This window comes from Pseudomonas sp. GD03903, assembly GCF_029840045.1.
Classification (GTDB): Bacteria; Pseudomonadota; Gammaproteobacteria; order Pseudomonadales; family Pseudomonadaceae; genus Pseudomonas; species Pseudomonas pseudonitroreducens.
Genome location: NZ_JAOCBT010000006.1, coordinates 159313 through 181645, shown reverse-complemented (window position 1 = coordinate 181645; position 22333 = coordinate 159313). Strand labels below are relative to the sequence as shown.

The window sequence follows — 22333 nt, the reverse complement described above, 5'->3', positions numbered from 1 at the left end:
GAGCGGCCCAGCAAGGATATTGGCAATGAAACTGGCAGTGGTCGTGGGACAGGTGGTCTGCACCGTCAAGCACCCGGGGCTCGGGCTGGATCGCTTGCTCCTGGTGCGAGGCATCGGTGCCGACGGCCAGCCCGCCGGCGAGCAACAGGTCGCGACCGACACCATTGGTGCCGGTAACGGCGAATGGGTGCTGTTGGCCAGCGGCAGTTCCGCGCGCCAGACCAGCGCCGATGGACGCGCACCGATCGATCTGTGCGTGGTCGGCATCGTCGACGAGGCGGTGATCGACGGCGGAGTGTTCTACCGCAAGTAGCGGTTGCACCCCACAACACGAGCGCCGACAGGCGCCGACATTTTCTGGACGCTCTCTCTGCTGGCCCTCGCCGGACGGAGTGGGCCGACTCATCCCTGAATTCTGTGAGGCATGACGTGGATATCAACCCGAAGGAAATCGAACAGGTGGTCAAGGCGGTACTCGCTTCGATAGGGGCGAGCTCCGCGACCGACGCGACGCCCGCACTGGGCGAGACCTGCGCGCCGGGCGTTTTCCTCGAGCTGGATGACGCCGTCGCCGCTGCCACCCAGGCACAGAAGTCGCTGCATTCGGTGGCGCTGCGAGATCGCGCCATCGCCGCGATTCGCGCGGCCGGCGAGCGCCATGCCCGCGAGCTGGCCGAGCTGGCGGTGGAGGAGACCGGCATGGGCCGTATCGACGACAAGACCGCCAAGAACATCGCCCAGGCTCTGCATACGCCCGGCACCGAGTGCCTGCAGGCGCAGGTACTGACCGGCGACCACGGCCTGACCCTGATCGAGAACGCGTCCTGGGGAGTGATTGCCTCGGTGACGCCATCGACCAACCCCGCGGCCACCGTGATCAACAACGCCATCAGCATGATCGCCGCCGGCAACAGCGTGGTGTTCGCCCCGCACCCGGCTGCCAGGCGCGTGTCGCAGCGCACCATCAGCCTGCTCAACGAGGCGATGGTTGCCGCCGGCGCACCGGCCAACCTGATCACCACGGTGAAGACCCCCGACATCGAGACTGCCCAGCGCCTGTTCCGCTATCCGGGTATCGGCCTGCTGGTGGTCACCGGCGGCGAGGCTGTGGTGGAAGCCGCGCGCAAGCACACCAACAAGCGCCTGATCGCGGCCGGCGCCGGCAACCCGCCGGTGGTCGTCGACGAGACCGCCGACCTTGCCCGCGCCGGCCGCGATATCGTGCGGGGCGCCTCGTTCGACAACAACATCATCTGCGCCGACGAAAAGGTGCTGATCGTGGTCGACAGCGTGGCCGACCGCCTGAAGGCCGAGATGCTCAAGCACGACGCGGTCGAGCTGAGCGCCGAGCAGGCTCGCCAGTTGCTGCCCCTGCTGCTGCCGAAAGTCGACGAGCACGGCCGCGGCTCGGTGTCACGCGACTGGGTGGGCCGCGACGCCGTGAAGATTGCCGCGGCCATCGGTCTGCAAGTGCCGGCGACGACCCGGCTGCTGCTGGTGGAAACCCCGGCCGAGCATCCCTTCGCCGTCACCGAAATGATGATGCCGGTGCTGCCGCTGGTGCGCGTGGCCAACGTCGATCAGGCCATCGACCTGGCGGTGAAGCTCGAAGGCGGCTGCCACCACACCGCCGCCATGCATTCGAGCAACCTGCGCAACCTGGACCGCATGGCCAACGCCATCGACACCAGCATCTTCGTCAAGAACGGCCCGTGCATCGCCGGCCTGGGCTTTGGCGGCGAAGGCTGGACCACCATGACCATCACCACGCCCACTGGCGAAGGCGTGACCTCGGCGCGGACCTTCGTGCGCCTGCGTCGCTGCGTCATGGTCGATCAACTGCGCATTGTCTGAGGCCGCCATGCAACGCGATCTGCAGCAATGGCTGCTGCCACGCCTGCGGCGTGCAGCCTTCTACCTGTCCGAGCCCGAGCAGGCCGTCGTCGAGCCGGGGCCACTGACCCTGGGCATCGACCTGGGCACCTGTGACGTGGTGTCGATGGTGCTCGACGCCGATGGCCTGCCGGTCGCTGTGCGCCTGGACTGGGCCGACGTGGTACGCGACGGCGTGGTCTGGGACTTCTTCGGCGCGGTGAACATCGTGCGCCGGCAACTGGACAGCCTGCAGGAGCAACTGGGCGTGCGTTTCACCCAGGCAGCGACTTCCTATCCGCCGGGCACCGAGCCGCGCATCTCGATCAACGTGCTGGAAGCGGCGGGCCTGGATGTCAGCTGCGTGATCGACGAACCCTCCGCCGTCGCCCGCATGCTGCAGCTGGAAAGTGCCGCCGTGGTCGACATCGGCGGCGGCACTACCGGCGTGCCCATCGTGCGCGATGGCAAGGTCATCCACTCCGCAGACGAACCCACCGGCGGGCATCACGTCAGCCTGGTGCTGGCCGGCCATCTCAAGGTGTCGCTGGAGGAAGCCGAGCAGCGCAAGCGCGCGGACGGCGAAACGCTCTGGCCGCTGGTGCGGCCGGTGTTCGAAAAGATGAGCGACATCGTCCGCGAGCATCTGACGGGTTTCGAGGTGGCGGAAATCTACCTCTCCGGTGGTTCCTGCGCCCTGCCCGGCGTGCAGTCGTTGTTCGCTGCCGCTTTCCCCGCCCAGCGCGTGGTGCTGCCCGCGCCGCCACTGTTCACCACGCCATTGGCCATTGCCAGCTGCGGCCTGCGGGACACACAAGGAGCTTCGCGATGAATGCTCAGGATGTCGGGCGGGTCATCTACCGCGCCCTGGATATGCTCAATGCTCGCGCCGTGCGCGAGTTCCGTGTGCCGCCCAGCACCTACATCGGCTCCGGCGCCATCGTGCGCGCCAGCGAAGCGATCCAGGCCTGCGGCATCAGCCGGGTCTTCGTGATGGTCGATGGCCTGCTGCACGAGCACGGCCTGGACCAGGGGCTCTTGCGCTCGCTGGAAGATGCCGGCGTGGTCTGCGAATACCTGATCTATCCCGGCGGCGAGCCGCACAGCGAAACCGTGGAAGCCGCCAGCCGGCAACTGCTCGCTGCCCATTGCGATGGCGTGCTGGCCTTCGGAGGCGGTTCGGTACTGGACGCGGCGAAGGTCACCGCCATGCTCGCCGCCAACCCGGGCCACGACCTCGGCAGCCTGGGCCAGGATGGCCGCGCGGTGCGCCGCCGCGTACCGCTGATCGCGGTGCCGACCACGGCGGGCACCGGCTCCGAGGCGACCAATGTCGCGGTCATCACCGACAGCCTGCGCCAGGTGAAGCAGGTGCTGGTCCACAGCGACCTGATTCCCGACCTGGCGATCATCGACGCCTGCCTGACCGTCGGCGTGCCGCCGGGCGTCACCGCCACCACCGGCATCGATGCCTTGACCCATGCCATCGAGGCCTACGTCTCGCCCACGGCGACGCCGCTGACCCAGGGCCTGGCCTTGCGCGCCGTGGCACTGATCGGCGAGGCCCTGCCGCTGGCGGTGGGGCAGGGCGGCAACATCGCCGCCCGCGAGTCGATGATGCTCGCCTCCTACATGGCCGGCATGGCGTTCGCCAACTCCGGCCTGGGCCTGTGCCACGCCACGGCCCACCCGCTCGGCGCGCGCTACGGCATTCCCCACGGGCAGGCCAACGCGCTGATGTTGCCGGCGGTGATGCGCTTCAACCAGCTGGTCTGCAAGCGCGCCTACGGCGAGATCGGCCACGCCCTGACCCGCGACACGCTGGATAGCGAAGCGAGCATCGCGGCGGTGCAGCAGTTGATCGACGAGGTTGGCGCCGGGCGCGCCCTGGCCTCCTTCGGCGTGCTGCGCGAAGACTTCGCCGCCCTTGCCGAAGTGGCCCTGCAGGACCTTTGCCTGGCCGGCAACCCGCGCTCCGCCAGCGCGCCACAGATCATCGGGATTTACCAGGATGCCTGGCAGCGCTGAGGCGGCTGCCGCGAAGGAATTAAAAGTCGTTCAGGAGCAGTAGCAGTCATGAGCATCAATGAAATCATCATGGTCGTCATGATGGTCTTCCTGCTGATCGCAGCGGTTGACCGGATATTCGGCCAGTTCGGCGGATCGGCGAAGGTCCTCGGCCTGATCGGCCTGGGCAAGGTTGGCCGGAGCATCGAAGGGGCCGGCTCGCAATTCGAGGAAGGCTTCATGGCCATGGGCGCCCTGGGCCTGGCGATGGTCGGCATCACCGCGCTGGCGCCAGTGCTCGCCACGCTGCTCGGGCCGCTGGTGATACCGCTTTATGAAAGCGTCGGCGCCAGCCCAGCGATGTTCGCCGGCACCCTGCTGGCCAACGACATGGGCGCGTTCTTCCTGGCCAAGGAACTGGCGGGCGGTGATACCGCGGCCTGGCTGTACTCGGGCCTGATCCTCGGCGCGATGATGGGCCCGACCCTGGTGTTCATCATCCCCGTGGCGCTGGGCATCATCGAGCCCTCTGACCGGCGCTTCCTCGCCATCGGTACGCTGGCCGGCATTGTCACCATTCCGCTGGGCTGCATTGCCGGCGGGCTGGTGGCGATGGTCTCGAACATCGAGGTCAACGGCCTGCCGGTGGAGTTCACCGTGGCGATGATCTTCATCAACATGGTGCCGGTACTGATCGTTGCCGGGCTGATCGCCCTGGGCCTGAAGTTCTGCCCGGAAAAGATCATCGCCGGCTTCGAAGTCTTCGCCAAGATCCTGGTCGGCCTGATCACCGTCGGCCTCGCCGCCGCCGTGGTGCAGTACACCGTCGGCTGGACGCTGATCCCCGGTATCGACCCGATCTTCATGAGCAAGGGTGACCAGCCCGGTGAAACCATGCGCGCCATCGAGGTGATCGGCTCGATCGCCTGCGTGCTGCTGGGTGCCTATCCGATGGTGATGCTGCTGACCCGCTGGTTCGGCACGCCGCTGATGAAGGTCGGCAACCTGCTGGGCATGAACAAGGACGCCGCGGCCGGCATGGTCGCGAGCCTGGCCAACGTCATCCCGATGTTCGGCATGTTTGGCAAGATGGACAACCGCGGCAAGGTCATCAACTGCGCTTTCGCCGTGTCCGCCGGCTTCGCCCTGGGCGACCACCTGGGTTTCACCGCGGCGAACATGTCCGCGATGATCTTCCCGATGATCGTCGGCAAGCTGATCGGCGGCATCACCGCGGTGATCGTGGCGATGATGATCGTGCCCAAGTCCGAGCCGGCCACCCTGGCCGCCGATGCCCCGGCATCGCTGCCGGCCAAGTAGGAGGCGCGGCGATGAGCAGGAAGGAATTGCGCAGCGTCGGCATCGACATCGGCACCACCACCACGCAGGTGATCTTCTCCCGCCTGGTGCTGGTCAACCGCGCCTCGCTGTCGCAGGTTCCGCACTACGAGTTCGCCTCGCGGGAGGTCACCTACGAGAGCCCGGTGACCTTCACCCCGATCGATTTCGAAGGGCACCTGCGCGAGGAGGAACTGCTCGCCTTCATCCTCGGCCAATACCGTGCTGCCGGGCTCGCGCCGGAGGACATCGAGTCCGGCGCGATCATCATCACCGGCGAAACCTCCAAGGCGCGCAATGCTCGCCCGGCAGTCCTGAAACTGGCCGAACGGCTCGGCGATTTCGTCGTGGCCAGCGCCGGCCCGCACCTGGAGTCGGTCATCGCCGGGCGCGGAGCGGGCGCCGCCGAGCTGTCCAGCGCCACGGCCGGTCGCGTGCTGAACATCGATATCGGCGGCGGTACCGCCAACTATGCGCTGTTCGAAGCGGGACGGGTGGTGGCATCGGCCTGCCTGAATGTCGGCGGCCACCTGGTGGAAGTCGAGGCGAACGGGCAGATCAAGCACCTGCACGCACCGGCTCGGGCCATCTGCGAGGAACTCTTCGGCCACGTCGACGAAGGCCGGGGGCTGTCCATCGAGCAGTTGCGCAGGGTGGCGCAGCGCATGGCGCGGTTGTTGTTCGAGGTGATCGACGGCGACCTGTCGCCGCTGGCCCGGCAACTGCTGATGACCGAGCCGTTGCCGCCGCTGATGCCGTTGTACGCGGTCACTCTCTCCGGCGGCGTCGGCCAGTGCTACTACCAGGACCGTGGCGAGGCTGCATTGCGCTACGGCGACATCGGCCCGCTGCTGGCGACGGCGCTGCGCGAGGATGCCGGATTCGCCGGGCTGCCCATGCGCGAGCCGAGCCAGACGGTGCGCGCCACGGTGATTGGCGCGGGTGCCCACAGCCTGTCGCTGTCGGGCAGCACCATCTGGCTGCGCGACCTGCAACTGCCGCTGCGCAACGTGCCGGTCGTGCATGGCATGGCCGGCCGGACCGCGGTCGATGCCTGGCTTGCACGCCTGCAGCAGATGGACCTGCGCGCCGGCGAAGACCTATACGCCCTGGCGCTCCCGGCCGACCTGCCGGTGGCCTACCAGGCCCTGCAGCGCTGCGTGGAGCAGCTCGCCGAGTTCCAGCGGCGCTATCCCAACCCCTATCCATTGCTGGTCGTCGCCAGCCAGGACCTTGGCAAGGCGCTCGGCATGTTGCTGCAGCCGCACCTGGCCGGACGCGCCCTGGCAGTGATCGACGAAGTGGCGACCAGCGATGGCGATTACATCGATATCGGCAGCCCGATCTTCGACGGCGAGATCCTCCCGGTCACCGTCAAGTCCCTGGCTTTCCCTTCCTGAGCTTTCTGATTGAGGCAGTGCGATGAAACTCAAGACCCAGTTGTTCGGCAAGATCTACCAGTTCGGCAGCGTCAAGGAGGTTCTGGCCAAGGCCAACGAACCGCGCTCGGGTGACATCCTTGCCGGTGTCGCCGCCAGTACCGCCCAGGAACGCGTGGCGGCCAAGCAGGTACTGTCGGAGCTGACCGTTGCTGATATCCGCATGAACCCGGTGATTCCCTACGAGGAAGACTGCGTCACGCGCCTGATCCAGGACGGCATCAATGAAACCGCCTATGCCCGTGTCGCCAACTGGAGCATCGGCGAGCTGCGCGAATACATCCTCGCCGACAGCACCGACACCGATGCCATCGCCTTCCTGCGCAAGGGCCTGAGCTCCGAAGTGGTCGCGGCGGTGGCGAAGATCTGTTCCAACACCGACCTGATCTACGGCGCGAAGAAGATCCCGGTGGTCAAGCGCGCGAACAACACCATCGGCCTGCCGGGGCACTTCAGCGCCCGCCTGCAGCCCAACGACACCCGCGACGACGTGAAGAGCATCGCCGCGCAGATGTACGAAGGCCTGTCCTACGGCATCGGCGATGCGGTGATCGGGGTCAACCCGGTGACCGACAACGTCGAGAACACCACCCGTGTACTCAACACCGTCTACGAGGCCATCGACAAGTTCGACATCCCGACCCAGGGCTGCGTGCTGGCCCACGTCACCACCCAGGTCGAGGCGATCCGTCGTGGCGCGCCGGGCGGATTGATCTTCCAGAGCATCTGCGGCAGCGAGAAGGGCCTGCGCGAGTTTGGCGTGGAACTGGCCATGCTCGACGAGGCTCGTGCCGTGGGCGCCGAGTACAACCGCATCGCCGGCAGCAACTGCCTGTACTTCGAAACCGGCCAGGGCTCGGCGCTCTCCGCCGGTGCGCACTTCGGTGCCGACCAGTTGACCATGGAAGCGCGCAACTACGGCCTGGCCCGGCACTACGACCCGTTCATGGTCAACACCGTGGTCGGCTTCATCGGCCCGGAGTACCTCTACAACGATCGGCAGATCATCCGCGCCGGCCTCGAAGACCACTTCATGGGCAAGCTCAGCGGCCTCTCCATGGGCGTCGACTGCTGCTACACCAACCACGCCGATGCCGACCAGAACTCCAACGAGAACCTGATGATCCTGCTCGCCACCGCCGGCTGCAATTTCATCATCGGCATGCCGATGGGCGACGACATCATGCTCAATTACCAGACCAGCGCCTTCCACGACACCGCCACCATCCGCCAGCTGCTCGGCCTGCGCCCGGCACCGGAGTTCGAGCAGTGGCTCGAGCGCATGGGCCTGATGCACAACGGCCGGCTGACCCCGCGCGCGGGCGATCCCTCCATTTTCTTCTAATAGGTGAACTGACATGCATCAGCAGCAGATCGAGGACATCGTTCGCTCCGTGCTGAACGAACTCAAGGGACGCCCGGCCAATGCACCCCAGGCGGAGCCGGTGAGCGTGCAGGCGGGCGTCGAGGATGGCCTGTGCTCCTGGGACCTGGGCTCGGCCGAGGCCCGCCAGTGGATCGGCATCGACAACGCGCAGCGCCCGGAAGTGCTCCAGGAATTCCGCAAGTCCACCGCCGCGCGCGTCTGCCTTGGGCGCGCCGGTGTGCGTCCGCGCACGCAGGCGCTGTTGCGCTTCCTGGCGGACCACTCGCGCTCCAAGGACACCGTGCTCAAGGAGGTGTCCGCCGATTGGGTGAAGCAGCAGGGCCTGCTGGAAGTGCAATCGGAAGTGGAGTCCAAGGACCAGTACCTGACCCGCCCGGACATGGGCCGTCGCCTGGGCGAGAAGGCCGTGGCCACGCTGCTGGCGGAGTGCAAGAAGAACCCGCAGGTACAGTTGGTGATTTCCGATGGCCTGTCCACTGATGCGGTGACGGTTAACTTCGACGAAATCCTTCCGCCGCTGCTGCAGGGCCTGAAGAGCGCCGGGCTGGATGTCGGCACGCCGTTCTTCGTGCGCTACGGCCGCGTCAAGGTCGAGGACCAGATCGGCGAGCTGCTCGGCGCCCAGGTGGTGATCCTGCTGGTGGGTGAGCGTCCGGGCCTTGGGCAGTCGGAAAGCCTGTCCTGCTACGCCGTGTACAAGCCGACCCTGGCCGGCACGGTGGAAGCCGACCGCACCTGCATCTCCAACATCCACCGTGGCGGCACCCCGCCGGTGGAAGCGGCGGCGGTCATCGTCGACCTGGCCAAGCGGATGCTGGAGAAGAAAGCCTCCGGTATCGCCCTGAATCGTTGAGAGAGTAATCCTGATGAGCATCCTTGATCCGATCAAACCCAGCGTTACCGCGATGCGCCTGATCGCTTCGCTGCAGGACGATTTCCGCCGCGAACTGAAACTCCCCGACGATATCCGCAGCCTCGGGCTGATCAGCGTCGACTCCGACGATGTCGCCTACATCGCCGCCGACGAGGCCACCAAACAGGCCCTGGTCCAGGTGGTGTATGGCCGCTCGCTCTATGCCGGCGCTGCCAATGGCCCGTCGCCCACCGCCGGTGAGGTGTTGATCATGCTGGGCGGGCCGAACCCGGCCGAGGTGCGCGCCGGCCTCGACTCGATGGTTGCCACCATCGAAAACGGCCCGGCATTCCGCTGGGCCAACGAGGCGCAAAGCATTGCCTTCCTTGCCCACGTGGTATCGCGCACCGGCAGCTACCTGGCGCAGACCGCCGGGATCAGCGAAGGCGATCCGATCGCCTACCTGGTCGCCCCGCCGCTGGAGGCCACCTTCGGTATCGATGCCGCGCTCAAGGCCGCCGACGTGCAACTGGTGACCTACGTGCCGCCGCCCTCCGAGACCAACTACTCGGCCGCGTTCCTGAGCGGCAGCCAGGCCGCCTGCCTGGCCGCCTGCAACGCGTTCCGCGAGGCGGTGCTGGACGTGGCGCGGCAACCGATCCAGTTACGCTGAGGAGGTAAAGCTCATGCTCAATGCCATCGGTTTACTGGAGGTCCGGGGGCTGGTCATCGGCATCGAAGCCGCCGATGCCATGCTCAAGTCGGCCTCGGTACGGCTGCTGCGCCAGACCATCACCAATCCGGCGTTGGTCAGCCTGGTGGTGGAGGGGGATCTCGCCGCCTGCCGGGCCGCGCTGGATGCCGGCGCGGCAGTGGCACTGCGGGCGGGGGCGCTGGTCAGCCGCAAGGAGATTGGCCGGCCGGAAGACGACACCGCCGAGCTGGTGACTCGCCTGCTGGCGCCGGAGCCGCCGAAAGCGCCGCGTGCGCCGATGGCCGTCGCCGAGGCGGTGTCGCCGGTAGCTGAGCGCCCTTCGTTGCCGACTGTCGATGTGCCGGTCGAGGCGCTGCTGGCGTTGCTCGCGCGCAACCGCCAGGGCTGCAGCGCCAGTGAAGTATCGGCGGCCTTCGACGTACCGGTGGAGACCGCGCGCGCCTGGCTGGATCGCCTGTGTGACGAGGGGCGCCTGCGCAAGCGCGGTAGCCGTTACCGGCGAGCGGGGGGCGCCAGCGCATGATCGACATCCGCAGCCCGGGGCGCGAGGAGATCCGCCGCCGGGTATTCGAGGCGGGCGTGGTAGGGGCCGGCGGCGCCGGCTTCCCGACCCACGTCAAGCTCAACGCCGAAGCCGAGATCTACCTGGTCAACGGCGCCGAATGCGAGCCACTGCTCAAGGTCGACCAGCAGATGGCCGACGAGCAGGCCGAGTGGCTGCTCAAGGGCTTGCTCTATGGCATGGCTGCCACGGGTGCCGCGCAGGGCATCATCGCGCTCAAGGCGAAGTACCAGGCCGCCATCGATCGTCTGACCCCCTTGCTCCCCGAGCGCGTGCGCCTGCACATCCTGCCGGACATCTACCCGGCCGGCGATGAGGTCATCACCATCTGGCTGGCCACTGGCAGGCGCGTACCGCCCGCACAACTGCCGCTGTCCATCGGCGTGGTGGTGAGCAACGTGCAGACCCTGATCAACGTCGCGCGCGCGGTGGAGCTGGAGCAACCGGTAACCCACCGCACGCTGACGGTGAATGGCGCGGTTGGCGAACCACTGACTGTCAGCCTGCCGCTGGGCACGCCGCTGCGCGAAGCCCTGGCGCTGGCGGGCGGGCCGAGCGTGGCCAACCCGGCCTACATCAATGGCGGGCCGATGATGGGGCGCCTGGTGGATGACCTGGACGAGCCGGTCACCAAGACCACCGGTGGCCTGCTCGTACTGCCCGACGATCACCTGCTGGTGCGCCGTCGACGGCAGAGCATGAGCACCGTCCTGAGCATGGCGCGCAGCGTCTGCGAGCAATGCACCCTGTGCACCGAGTTGTGCCCGCGGCACCTGATCGGCCATGAACTGCCGCCGCACCTGATCGTGCGCGCGACCAACTACCAGCACCTGGCCCAGCCCAGCGTGCTGCTCTCGGCACTGACCTGTTCGGAGTGCGGCATCTGCGAGGCTTATGCCTGCCCGGTAGAAATCTCGCCGATGCGCCTGAACCAGGCGCTCAAGGCGCGCCTGCGCGCCGAAGGTGCTCGCTACGAAGGCACGTTGCGCGATGCCGACCCCATGGCCGAATACCGCTTGTTGCCGGTCAGCCGGTTGATCTCGCGGCTGGAACTGAAACCGTTCAATCACAAGGCGCCCATGCGCACTGCCGTCCATGCCCCGCGTGAAGTCAGCCTGCCTCTGCGCCAGCACATCGGCGCCGCCGCGCAGCCCTGCGTCGTGGCCGGGCAGCAGGTACGCCTGGGCGAATGCATCGCCACGCTGCCCGACGGCCAACTGGGCGTCCCGCTGCACGCCAGCATCGACGGACGGGTGGCCGAAGTCGGCGCCGACGTCATACGCCTGGTTGCCCATGCCACCGAACCGAGTCTCAAAGGAGTGCCGCCATGCACCACGCCATCGGCTTGATCGAACTGACCAGCATTGCCCGCGGCGTCCAGGTTGCCGACCTGATGCTCAAGAGCGCCGATGTGCAATTGCTCTCGGCCAAGACCATCTGCCCCGGCAAGTACATCGCCATGGTCGGCGGGCAGATCGCCGCGGTGCAACAGGCCGTGGCGACCGGCGAGGAAGCGGGTGGCCACATGTTGGTCGACCGCTTCGTCCTGCCGAACATCCACGAGTCGGTGCTGCCGGCGATCAGCGGCGTCACCCAGGTCGAGCGCACGCAGGCGCTGGGCGTGGTGGAAACCTTCAGTGTGGCGGCCTGCATCGAGGCCGCCGATGCGGCCGTCAAGGCGGCCAATGTGGTGCTGGTGCGGGTGCACATGGCCTTCGGCATTGGCGGCAAGTGCTACCTGGTGCTGACCGGGGATGTCGCCGATGTGGAGACAGCTGTGCGGGTCGCCTCGCAGAGCGCTGGGGAAAAGGGCCTGCTGGTTCACAGCATGACGGTGCCGAGACCTCACATTGATCTGTGGCAGCACCTGCTTTAGCGCCAGATCCCAGGCTGGTCAGGCGGCCGCAGAGTCGCCCCCCGTGAGTCCGAGACGTTGTGCCTTGCATGAGAAGTTGGCGTTTCGACGCCTGATTTCGTTGTTGCCCCGTGTGGGGGCGTGGCAAGGCAAGCATGTGTAACAAGAAGCGCGATATCGATCTGCACCACCTCTGGCTGGCGCGACAGGCCGGCGAATCCTCCGAGGCCCCCCTGGGCCGCAGCGACAGCGTCAGGTTGCGCCGCACCGAGGATGTCTATGCGCATGCCTGCCACATCACGGCCTGGCAGCAACTGTATGACCAGCTCAAGCCCGGAACCTTCCAGGGCGAACTGAACGAAGTCTGGCTGAAAGGCCTGCAGTTCTTCCGCGAATACACCAGTCACGCACTGCACCAGTCCTGCATGGTCTGGCCGGATGCCTTCTGGTTCGGTATTCCCTGCGCCACTCAGGCCCTCGGCTATATCGGCCGGCGGCAGATCGACACCCAGTCCATCGCGGTGCGCCCCGGCGGCCGTGAGTTCGAGCTGAGCACTCCGGACGACTACAGCATTCTCGGCCTGGTGGTGGACAAGCAACTGTTGCAGGAACAGGCGGAATTCCAGGGGCTGCCGAACCTGGCGAGCCGGCTGGACGACAACACCCTGCTGCACATTGACCCTGCACTCAAGCAACGCCTGTGCGCGTTCGTCGACGAGGCACTGCGGGTCGCCGCGGCCGCGCCGGCGAGCATGGCGGCGCCGGCGGTTGGCAAGCAGCTCAGTCACGAACTGCTGCTGGGCCTGCTGCTGGCGTTGCAGGGCGCCGAAGTGGTTCGCCAGGAGTGCTCGGCGACCCTGCTGCGCAAGCGGCAGGTCGTTTCCCGGGCACGCGAGTACGTGCTCGACAACCCCAGTGAATCGGTAACCGTGCTCGACCTCTGCCAGCGCCTGCATGTCAGCCAGCGCACATTGCAGAACTGCTTCCTGGACGTGATCGGCAGGAGCCCGATCGCCTACCTCAAGGCGGTGCGCCTGAACGCCGTGCACCGCGAACTGGGCAGCCCGTACTCGTCGTTCCACACGGTGCAGGACGCTGCCATGGCCTGGGGCTTCTGGCACATGGGCCAGTTCGCCCGCGATTACCTGATGCATTTCGGTACCCGGCCCTCGCACACCCTTGCCGAGCGTGATCGGCTCTGCGGCGCCTGGTAGCCACTGGTTTTCCCTCTTCCACCTCTCTGCCCGACTCGCGCCTGCCCCGCAGGCGTGATGGGGCACCTTTAATCCAGGAACCACCGATGTCCACGCGAAATATCCTTGTCATCAACTGTGGCAGCTCTTCCATCAAGTTCGCGCTGGTCGCGGAGGGTCGCAGCCAGTTCAGCGTCTCGGGGATCGCCGAGCGCCTTGGCTCTCCCGAAGCGGTCTTGCGGGTACGCGAAAAGGCCAGCGAAGAGTGCCTGGCAATCCCCAACGCCGGGCATGCCCAGGCCCTGGAGCGACTGCTGCCGCTGGCGCGGCTGGCGGCAGGAGGGGAGCTGCACGGCGTCGGCCACCGCGTCGTGCATGGTGGCGAGCATTTCACCCGCGCCTGCCGGATCGATGGCGCGGTGGTGGACACCATCCGCGCCACCATCGATCTTGCACCGCTGCACAACCCCGGCGCGCTGGCGGGTATCGAGGCGGTACTGGAGTTGTTCCCGGCGCTGCCCCAGGTCGCCGTGTTCGATACTGCTTTCCACCAGACATTGCCTGCGCACGCCTATCGCTACGCCGTGCCGGATGCGCTGTATAGCGAGCATGGCGTGCGCCGCTACGGATTCCACGGCACCAGCCATCGCTGCGTCAGCCAGCGTGCCGCGATGCTCTGCGGACTGCCCATCGATGACAGTTGCTGGCTCTCGGCGCACCTGGGCAACGGCAGCTCCACCTGCGCCATCGTCGATGGCTACAGCCGCGATACCAGCATGGGCATGACGCCCCTGGAGGGGCTGGCGATGGGCACCCGTAGCGGCGACGTCGATCCCAATCTGCACATCCACCTGATGCGTACGCTGGGCTGGTCGATCGAACGGGTCGAGCGCCTGCTCAACCATGAAAGCGGCCTGCTTGGCCTGTCCGGATTGTCCAACGACATGCGTACTCTGGAGCAGGCCCGTGCCGACGGGCATGAAGGCGCGACGCTGGCCATCGAAGTGTTCTGCTACCGCCTGGCCAAATCGCTGGCGGCAATGAGCTGCGCCATGCCCCGTGTCGACGGCTTGATCTTTACCGGCGGTATCGGTGAAAACTCCGCGCTGGTGCGCTCGCGCACCGTGGCACACCTGCGTGCGCTGGGCTTCGTCCTCGACGAACAGGCCAACGAGGTGCGCGGCACGGACGGCGGGCACTGCATCCACGCGGCAGGCAGCCACCGCGTACTGGTGATTCCGACTGCCGAGGAGGAAATGATCGCCATGGATACGCTGATGCTCCTCGGCTGAGGAGCATCAGGCGCGGCCAGCGCCGCTTGTTGGCGCTGGCTTACAGCAGGTTCAGGCGCTGCTCGACCGCCAGCCGGATGCCGGCCTCGTCCAGGCCGCATTCGGCCAGCATCTGCGCGGGCTTGGCGTGCTCGACGTAGTAGTCCGGCAGGCCCAGGTGCAGGATCGGCTGCAGCAGGTTCTCGCGAGCGAGGAACTCGCTGACGGCGGCGCCGGCGCCACCCATCACCGAGTTTTCCTCGATGGTCACCAGCAGGTCGTGGCTGGCCGCCAGCTGGCGCACCAGTTGCTCGTCCAGCGGCTTGACGAAGCGCATGTCGGCGACCGTGGCGTCGAACTGCTCGGCGACTTTCAGCGCTTCTGCCAGCTGCACGCCGAACACCAGGAAGGCGACCTTGCCGGCCTTGCCTTCACGGCGCACCACACCCTTGCCGATTTCCACCGGAGCCAGTTCGGCTTCGATGGCGGCGTTGGGGCCGGTGCCGCGCGGGTAGCGCACCGCCGCCGGGCCTTCGAAGTGATGGCCGGTGGTGAGCAGCTTGCGCAGTTCGTTCTCGTCGCTGGGGGTCATCACCAGCATGCCGGGGATGCAGCGCAGGTAGGAGAGATCGAAGCTGCCGGCGTGGGTCGGGCCGTCTTCGCCCACCAGGCCGGCGCGGTCGATGGCGAACAGCACGTCGAGGTTCTGCACCGCGACGTCGTGGATCAGCTGGTCGTAGCCGCGCTGCAGGAAGGTGGAGTAGATCGCCACCACCGGCTTGGCGCCGTCGCAGGCCATGCCGGCCGCCAGGGTCACGGCGTGCTGCTCGGCGATGGCGACGTCGAAGTAGCGCTCCGGGAACTTGTCGGCGAAGGCCACCAGGTCGGAGCCTTCCTTCATCGCCGGGGTAATGCCGACCAGGCGCGGGTCCTGGGCAGCCATGTCGCACAGCCATTGGCCGAACACGCTGGAGTACTTCGGTCCGCCAGCCTTTTTCGGCACGGCGTGGGCGGGGGCGCCTTCGGGTTCCAGCTTGGTGATGGCGTGGTAGCCGATCGGGTCGATCTCGGCGGGACCGAAGCCCTTGCCCTTCTTGGTCACCACGTGGAGGAACTGCGGGCCCTTGAGGTCGCGCATGTTGCGCAGGGTGGCGATCAGGGTCGGCAGGTCGTGGCCATCAATGGGGCCGATGTAGTTCCAGCCCAGTTCCTCGAAGAGCGTGCCGGGGACCAGCATGCCCTTGGCGTATTCCTCGGTGCGGCGGGCGATTTCCCAGGCGCCGGGCAGGCGCGAGAGCACCTTCTTGCTGCCTTCGCGCATGCTGCTGTAGGTACGGCTGGAAAGGATCTTGGCCAGGTAGTTGGACAGGCCGCCGACGTTGTTGGAGATCGACATGTCGTTGTCGTTGAGGATCACCAGCATGTCGGCCTTGACCTCCGACGCGTGGTTGAGTGCCTCGAAGGCCATGCCGGCGGTCAGCGCGCCGTCACCGATCACCGCCACTGACTTGCGGCCCGAGCCCTGCATGCGCGCGGCGATGGCCATGCCTAAGGCGGCGCTGATGGAGGTGCTGGAGTGGCCGACGCCAAAGGTGTCGTATTCGCTTTCCGAGCGGCGCGGGAAGGCGGCCAGGCCGTCCTTTTGGCGCAGGCTGCCCATGCGCTCGCGGCGCCCGGTGAGGATCTTGTGCGGGTAGGCCTGGTGGCCTACATCCCACACCAGACGGTCATCCGGGGTGTCGAAGACGTAATGCAGGGCGACCGTCAGCTCGATCACGCCGAGCCCGGCGCCGAAGTGGCCGCCGGTCTGGCCAACGCTGTACAGGAGGTACTGGCGCAGTTCGTCAGCGAGGGTCAGCAGCTCCGCTTCCCCGAGCCGACGCAGTTCGACCGGCGTGCTGGCGCGGTCGAGCAGGGGCGTGGCAGGGCGCTCGCGGGGAATCTCGTGGAACGTCGTGGGCATCAGGCTGATCGTTATGAAAGGCAAAGATGCGGAAGTTTACCTGATGCTCCGGATTGGCCCAAGCAACGTAGGGCCAATCCTTCGGACGACCGGATGGTCGGGATCTGGTCGCCAGGCTGTGCCGAAATCGTCGTCGCCCCTGCCGATTGCAGGCAAGCCAGCCCCGGCGCCAGGCGCCACTGTAGGCACGATGATCGACCGGCGGCGGATTGCCGCAGCCTTTTGTAGCAATCGAGGAGGATGGCGTGACCCGACTGAGCCTGGAAGAACTGCGCGAATTGTCCGAGGCGATCCTGCGTCGCCACGGTTTCAGCGAGCCCCACGTGCAGGGCGTGAGCGAGACGGTGCTGGCCGGCGAGCGCGATGGCTGCACCTCCCACGGTGTCTGGCGCCTGCTCGGTTGCATCCATACGGCGCGCGCCGGCAAGGTCTCGCTGGATGCCGTGCCAGAGCTGTCGGAACCGGCTCCGGCGCTGGTGCGGGTGGACGCCAAGGGCGGCTTCTCGCAGTGCGCCTTCGACCTGGGCCTGCCGACACTGGTGGAAAAGGCGCGCAGCCAGGGCATTGCCGCGCTGGCGGTCAACCATTGTGTGCACTTTTCGGCGTTGTGGGTGGAGATCGAGCGGATCGTCGCCCATGGCCTGGTGGCCCTGGCCGTCACTCCGGCCCAGGCCTACGTGGCGCCGGCGGGCGGCACGCGGCCGCTGTTCGGTACCAACCCCATTGCCTTTGGCTGGCCGCGTGTCGGGCAGAACCCCTATGTGTTCGACTTTGCCACCACGGTCGTGGCGCGCGGGGAAATCCAGCTGCACGAGCGCGAAGGCAAGGCGATTCCGCTGGGCTGGGGGATCGATGCGCAGGGCAACCCCAGCACTGACGCAAGCGCCGTGCTCGACGGCGCCATGCTCACCTTTGGCGGGCACAAGGGCTCGGCGCTGGCGACCATGGTCGAACTGATCGCCGGCCCGCTGATCGGCGACCTGACCAGCGCCGAGTCGACGGTATTCGACGAAGGAACGAAATCCTCGCCGTACCACGGCGAACTGCTGATCGCCATCGACCCGGCGCGCTTCCTCGGTGCCGAAGCGCCGCAACACCTGGCGCGGGCCGAGACGCTGTTCGAATCCATCCTCGACATGGGCGCGCGCCTGCCGTCCCAGCGGCGTTTCACGGCACGTGAGCGCAGCCTGAAAGAGGGCGTGGAGATCAGCGATTCGCTGTATGCCGATCTGCGCGCGCTGCTGGCGTAAGTCTGTAGGAACGAGGGGGACGCCTGGTTCCAGCTCGCGAACCGACCTCCGCGGCGGGGCTCATCACGTAGGGCGAATAACCTGGAACAGATTATTCGCCGCAGGTTCGGCGGCGGATAACGCTAACGCGTTATTCGCCCTACGTAAGGCGGGATTGCCATGGCGGCCCTGTAGGAGCGAGGGGGACGCCTGGTTCTTGCTCGCGAACCGACTTCCGCGGCGGGGTTCATCACGTAGGGCGAATAACCTGGAACAGGTTATTCGCCCTTGGCTGGTCGGCGGATAACGCTGGCGCGTTATGCGCCCTACGTAAGGCGGGATTGCTATGGCGGCCCTGTAGGAGCGAGGGGGCGCCTGGTTCTTGCTCGCGAATCGACTTCCGCAGCGGGGCTCATCACGTAGGGCGAATAACCTGGAACAGGTTATCCGCCGCAGGTTCGGCGGCGGATAACGCTGACGCGTTATTCGCCCTACGTAAGGCGGGATTGCTGTGGCCGCCCTGTAGGAGCGAGGGGGACGCCTGGTTCTTGCTCGCGAACCCAAGTTCCTCTGCAGATGTCGGTTCGCGAGCAAGCTCGCTCCTACGAAAAACACCGCATAAAAAAGCCCCGGCGCAAGGCCGGGGCTGAGCATCGGCGCGGGACTGGCCGACAGTTCACTCCCGCGCCGACGAACCTTCAGCGGGAAACCGAATCCCGCGTCGTTTCGCCGTCCACCAGCCGGGCGATGCCCAGCGGGTTGGCGTCCTTGAGGGCGTCGGGCAGCAGCGCGTCCGGGTAGTTCTGGTAGCACACCGGGCGCAGGAAGCGGTCGATGGCCAGGCTGCCGACGGATGTGCCGCGTGCATCGGAGGTCGCCGGGTAGGGCCCGCCGTGAACCATCGCGTCGCAGACTTCCACGCCGGTCGGGTAGCCGTTGATCAGCAGGCGCCCGGCCTTGCGCTCCAGCACCGGCACCAGGGCGGCGAAGTGTGTGAGGTCGCTCGCTTCGGCGATCAGCGTGGCGGTGAGCTGGCCGTGCAGGCCGTCCAGCGCGCGGCGCAGCTCGGCTTCGTCAGCCACTTCGACGACGATGGTGGTCGGGCCGAAGACTTCTTCCTGCAGCAGTTCCTCACCTTCCAGCAGCAGGCTGGCCTTGGCCTGGAACAGTTGCGGGAACGCCTGCCGGCCCTCCTGCGGATGCCCGGCGAGGTGGCGCAGGCCGGGATGGGTGAGCAGTTTGGCGATGCCCTTCTCGTAGCTTCGCAGGGTGCCGGCGTTGAGCATGGTCTGCGCCGGGCGCTGGCCGATCTCGGCGATCAGGTTGGCGGTGAACAGGCTGAAGGCCGGCGAAGCGATACCGATCACCAGGCCGGGGTTGGTGCAGAACTGGCCGCAACCCATCACGACGGAGTCCACCAGCTCGCGGGCGACCTTCTCGCCGCGCGCTTGCAGGGCGGCGGGCAGCACCAGCACCGGATTGATGCTGCTCATCTCGGCGAACACCGGGATCGGCTGCGGGCGCGCGGCAGCCAGGTCGCACAGTGCGCGACCGCCCTTGAGCGAGCCGGTGAAACCGACCGCCTGGATCGCCGGGTGCCTGACCAGCGGCTCGCCCACGCCGGCGCCATAGATCATGTTGAACACGCCAGCGGGCATGCCGGTGGATTCGGCGGCGCGGACGATGGCTTCGCCGACGAGTTCGGCGGTCGCCATGTGGCCGCTGTGGGCTTTCACCACGACCGGGCAGCCAGCGGCCAGCGCGGCGGCGGTGTCGCCACCGGCGGTGGAGAAGGCCAGCGGGAAGTTGCTGGCGCCGAACACGGCTACCGGGCCGACGCCGGTGCGGTACTGGCGCAGGTCCGGGCGGGGCAGCGGCTGGCGTTCGGGCAGTGCGCGGTCGATGCGCGCGCCGAGGAAGTCGCCACGGCGCAGCACCTTGGCGAACAGGCGCATCTGGTTCGCCGTGCGGCCACGCTCACCCTGGATGCGTGCGGCGGGCAGGGCCGTTTCGCGGCAAACGATGGCGATGAACTCGTCGCCGAGGGCTTCCAGTTCGCTGGCGATGGCGTCGAGGAACTGCGCGCGGCGTTCCGGCGACAGCGCGTTATAGACAGGGAAGGCGGCTTCGGCGGCGCGGGCGGCGGCGTCGACTTCGGCTTCGGTGGCCTGGAGGAATTCGCGCGGCAGGGCTTCGCCAGTGCTGGCGTCGAGGCTCTGCAGGCGGGTGGTGCCGGCGCCTACGCGCTGGCCGGCGATGAAGTTCTGGGCGGTCATGGGTGGGCTCTCCGGTGGAAAAGTGCAGGCGAGGAACGAAAACCCCTCACCCCAGCCCTCTCCCGGAGGGAGAGGGGCCAGACCGAGCGACCGGAGACGCTGGAGTCGGCCGGCCATACAGTGCTCGGAAACCGCGACCGTACCGGCGAGCACCAGGGTTCGAGCCGGCACGTACGGTCCCCTCTCCCCTTGGGAGAGGGTTAGGGTGAGGGTGGTTCAATCGCCACTCAGAGTCCGACGTCAGGCAGCTTCGGCCGGTTCGCCAGCGCCTTGGCCATGATCGTCTCCACGTGCTCGCGATCCGCGCCTTGCAGCGCCAGGCGCGGCGGGCGGGTGAGGGCGGTGCCGCGGCCGGCGATCTCTTCGCAGAGCTTGATGCATTGCACCAGGTCCGGGCGTGCGTCGAGGTGGAGGATCGGCATCAGCCATTCGTAGATCGGCATGGCCTCTTCGTAACGGCCGGCCTTGCACAGGCGGAAGATGGTCTCGCCTTCCTGCGGGAAGACGTTGGACATCCCCGAGATCCAGCCTTCGGCGCCCACGGCGATGCTCTCCAGCACCACGTCGTCGAGACCGGCGAAGAGGATGAAGCGGTTGCCCACTTGATTGCGCACGTCGATGAAGCGACGGGTGTCGCCGGAACTGTCCTTGAAGCAGACGATGTTCTCGCAGTCGGCCAGGGAGATGAGGATGTCCGGGGTGACGTCGTTCTTGTAGATCGGCGGGTTGTTGTAGACCATCACCGGCAGGTCGGTGCTGGTGGCCACACTGCGGAAGTGCGCGGCGGTTTCATGTGGTTTGGAGGAATAGACCAGCGCGGGCATCACCATGATGCCGTCGACGCCGACCTTCTGCACCGCCTTGGCCACCTGCGAGGCGCCGTGGCTGGTGAACTCGGCGATGCCGCAGATCACCGGCACGCGGCCGCCGGAGGCGTCCTTGGCGACTTCGGTGACGGCCATTTTTTCCTCGATGGACAGCGAGGTGTTCTCGCCCACGCTGCCGCACACCACCAGGCCTGAGACGCCGTCGCGCACCAGGTTGGAGATCACCTTGTGGGTGGCTTCCAGATTGACCGAGTAATCGTCGTTGAACTGAGTGGTCACCGCGGGGAACACGCCACTCCAATTGACCTTCTTGCTCATGTTTTTCTCCAATTGTCGTATTTCGTATACGAAACGTCTGAAGGAAATCCCGCAGCATTTCGTCGTCGGGTGCCGCTACGCGGCGAATCAGGGGTGAAAGGGGAAATCAGTAACCGTTGGGCCAGGTGTCCGAGAGCCGGTAGCCTTCGGGCCAGGGATCGCTCGGGTCGAGCAGGTGCTGGTGGGTGCCGGTGATCCAGGCGCGGCCAGAGATGCACGGGTGGATCGCCGGTTTGCCGCCGACGCTGGTGAGGCCGTCGATGCGACAGTGGAACTGGGAATCGATGATCGAGTGGCCGACGAAGCGCTCGCCGTCCTTCAGCTGGCCCTTGGCATGCAGCACCGCCATGCGCGCCGAGCAGCCGGTGCCGCAAGGCGAGCGGTCGATCTTGCCGGGGCGGATGACCACGGCGTTGCGGCCGTGCAGCACGCCGTCGATGCGCTCCACCGGCGCGGTCAGCTGGCAGAAGGAGATGTGCGCCCAGTCGTGGTTTTCCGGGTGCTTGAAGCCCAGTTGCTGGTTCGCCGCCTGGGTGATCTTCAAGCCGGTGGCGACCAGGTCGGCGGCCTCCGAGGCGTGCAGGGTGAAGCCCAGTGCGTGGGCGTCGGCCAGCACGAAGCTGTCACCGCCGTAAGCGGTATCCACCTGCAGCGAGCCCAGGCCTTCCACTTCGATCCAGGCGTCGAGCTTGTCGGCAAAGGAGGGCAGGTTGCGCACTTCCACGCGCTGCACCTTGCCGTCCTTGCAGTCGGCCACCGCTTCGATCAGCCCGCCCGGCGCTTCCAGGGTCAGGCGCGTCTGCGGCTCCTGCATCGGCAGGATGCCGCTGTCGAGCAGCACGGTGCTGACGCACAGCGAGTTGGAGCCGGACATCGGCGGCACGTCGGCCGGCTCCATGATGATCCAGGCCATCTGCGCGCGCGGGTCCTTCGGCGGCACCAGCAGGTTCACGTGGCGGAATACGCCGCCGCGCGGTTCGTTGAGGACGAAGTTGCGCAGGGTGTTGTCGCTGGCGATGAAGCGCGACTGCGCCCACACGGTGTCGCCCGGCGGCGGGGCGACGCCGCCGACGATGACGTCGCCGACCTCGCCTTCGGCGTGGCAACTGACGACGTGGATGATCTTGCTCGAACGCATTGTCTTTCTCCCTACGTTGTGGAGCCCGGCCTCCCTCACCCCAGCCCTCTCCCAGAGGGAGAGGGGGCAGGCCGTGCCGGCTGATGCTGT

At 67.0% G+C, this 22333-nt stretch carries 19 protein-coding genes; 15 read left to right on the top strand and 4 right to left on the bottom strand.

Features of this window, described 5'->3' with window-relative positions:
• The first annotated feature begins 25 nt into the window (after positions 1-25).
• The 14 genes from eutN to N5C91_RS11680 all read left to right on the top strand — a co-directional run bounded on the left by eutN (position 26) and on the right by N5C91_RS11680 (position 14513).
• On the top strand, positions 26-313 hold the full coding sequence (gene eutN / locus N5C91_RS11745) for an ethanolamine utilization microcompartment protein EutN (RefSeq protein ID WP_279829773.1): 288 nt from the start codon (positions 26-28) through the stop codon (positions 311-313).
• A gap of 116 nt (positions 314-429) precedes the next feature.
• Positions 430-1854 carry an aldehyde dehydrogenase EutE gene (locus N5C91_RS11740; RefSeq protein ID WP_279829771.1) on the top strand — a complete coding sequence of 475 codons (1425 nt, stop codon included), beginning with the start codon at positions 430-432 and terminating at the stop codon, positions 1852-1854.
• A 7-nt stretch (positions 1855-1861) separates the two neighbouring features.
• Positions 1862-2704 carry an ethanolamine utilization protein EutJ gene (gene eutJ, locus N5C91_RS11735; protein ID WP_279829769.1) on the top strand — a complete coding sequence of 281 codons (843 nt, stop codon included), beginning with the start codon at positions 1862-1864 and terminating at the stop codon, positions 2702-2704.
• A complete protein-coding gene (locus N5C91_RS11730) occupies positions 2701-3900 on the top strand; it encodes an iron-containing alcohol dehydrogenase (protein WP_279829766.1) in 1200 nt (399 codons plus the stop codon). Before eutJ ends, N5C91_RS11730 begins: the two co-directional genes overlap by 4 nt.
• A gap of 48 nt (positions 3901-3948) precedes the next feature.
• Entirely contained in the window at positions 3949-5199 is a 1251-nt protein-coding gene (eutH, locus tag N5C91_RS11725) for an ethanolamine utilization protein EutH (protein ID WP_279829765.1), read from the top strand.
• Between the two features lie 11 nt (positions 5200-5210).
• Complete coding sequence (locus tag N5C91_RS11720) at positions 5211-6617, top strand: ethanolamine ammonia-lyase reactivating factor EutA (RefSeq protein ID WP_279829764.1); 1407 nt, start codon at positions 5211-5213, stop codon at positions 6615-6617.
• Between the two features lie 22 nt (positions 6618-6639).
• The gene (locus tag N5C91_RS11715) at positions 6640-8001 is read left to right on the top strand and encodes an ethanolamine ammonia-lyase subunit EutB (protein ID WP_236172508.1); all 1362 of its coding nucleotides are present in this window, start codon (positions 6640-6642) and stop codon (positions 7999-8001) included.
• A gap of 13 nt (positions 8002-8014) precedes the next feature.
• Positions 8015-8896 carry an ethanolamine ammonia-lyase subunit EutC gene (gene eutC, locus N5C91_RS11710; protein ID WP_279829762.1) on the top strand — a complete coding sequence of 294 codons (882 nt, stop codon included), beginning with the start codon at positions 8015-8017 and terminating at the stop codon, positions 8894-8896.
• Between the two features lie 13 nt (positions 8897-8909).
• Complete coding sequence (eutL, locus tag N5C91_RS11705; RefSeq protein ID WP_236172510.1) at positions 8910-9569, top strand: ethanolamine utilization microcompartment protein EutL; 660 nt, start codon at positions 8910-8912, stop codon at positions 9567-9569.
• A gap of 13 nt (positions 9570-9582) precedes the next feature.
• Complete coding sequence (locus tag N5C91_RS11700; RefSeq protein ID WP_236172511.1) at positions 9583-10134, top strand: BMC domain-containing protein; 552 nt, start codon at positions 9583-9585, stop codon at positions 10132-10134.
• Entirely contained in the window at positions 10131-11522 is a 1392-nt protein-coding gene (locus tag N5C91_RS11695) for a 4Fe-4S dicluster domain-containing protein (protein WP_279829760.1), read from the top strand. The genes N5C91_RS11700 and N5C91_RS11695 overlap by 4 nt, the downstream gene beginning before the upstream one ends.
• The gene (locus tag N5C91_RS11690; protein WP_236172513.1) at positions 11501-12049 is read left to right on the top strand and encodes a BMC domain-containing protein; all 549 of its coding nucleotides are present in this window, start codon (positions 11501-11503) and stop codon (positions 12047-12049) included. The genes N5C91_RS11695 and N5C91_RS11690 overlap by 22 nt, the downstream gene beginning before the upstream one ends.
• 134 nt (positions 12050-12183) lie before the next feature.
• The gene (gene eutR / locus N5C91_RS11685) at positions 12184-13242 is read left to right on the top strand and encodes an HTH-type transcriptional regulator EutR (RefSeq protein WP_279829757.1); all 1059 of its coding nucleotides are present in this window, start codon (positions 12184-12186) and stop codon (positions 13240-13242) included.
• Positions 13243-13328: 86 nt separating this feature from the next.
• Positions 13329-14513: an acetate kinase gene (locus N5C91_RS11680; protein ID WP_279829755.1), complete on the top strand. Its 1185-nt coding sequence runs from the start codon at positions 13329-13331 to the stop codon at positions 14511-14513.
• A gap of 40 nt (positions 14514-14553) precedes the next feature.
• Here the strand turns inward: N5C91_RS11680 and dxs are convergent, their stop codons facing one another.
• Positions 14554-16455: a 1-deoxy-D-xylulose-5-phosphate synthase gene (dxs, locus tag N5C91_RS11675; protein WP_236200524.1), complete on the bottom strand. Its 1902-nt coding sequence runs from the start codon at positions 16453-16455 to the stop codon at positions 14554-14556.
• A 245-nt stretch (positions 16456-16700) separates the two neighbouring features.
• Here dxs and N5C91_RS11670 point away from each other — a divergent pair, with 245 nt between their 5' ends.
• Positions 16701-17705 (top strand): Ldh family oxidoreductase, encoded by a 1005-nt coding sequence (locus tag N5C91_RS11670; RefSeq protein WP_236200523.1) that lies wholly within the window; start codon positions 16701-16703, stop codon positions 17703-17705.
• A 677-nt stretch (positions 17706-18382) separates the two neighbouring features.
• Here N5C91_RS11670 and N5C91_RS11665 read toward each other — a convergent pair.
• From N5C91_RS11665 to N5C91_RS11655, 3 genes are all read right to left on the bottom strand, one after another.
• Positions 18383-19960, bottom strand: a complete 1578-nt coding sequence (locus tag N5C91_RS11665) for an aldehyde dehydrogenase (NADP(+)) (protein ID WP_279829751.1) — start codon at positions 19958-19960, stop codon at positions 18383-18385.
• A 227-nt stretch (positions 19961-20187) separates the two neighbouring features.
• On the bottom strand, positions 20188-21105 hold the full coding sequence (locus tag N5C91_RS11660; RefSeq protein ID WP_236200521.1) for a dihydrodipicolinate synthase family protein: 918 nt from the start codon (positions 21103-21105) through the stop codon (positions 20188-20190).
• 106 nt (positions 21106-21211) lie between these two features.
• Positions 21212-22243: a proline racemase family protein gene (locus N5C91_RS11655; protein WP_054906833.1), complete on the bottom strand. Its 1032-nt coding sequence runs from the start codon at positions 22241-22243 to the stop codon at positions 21212-21214.
• Positions 22244-22333: the final 90 nt, after the last annotated feature.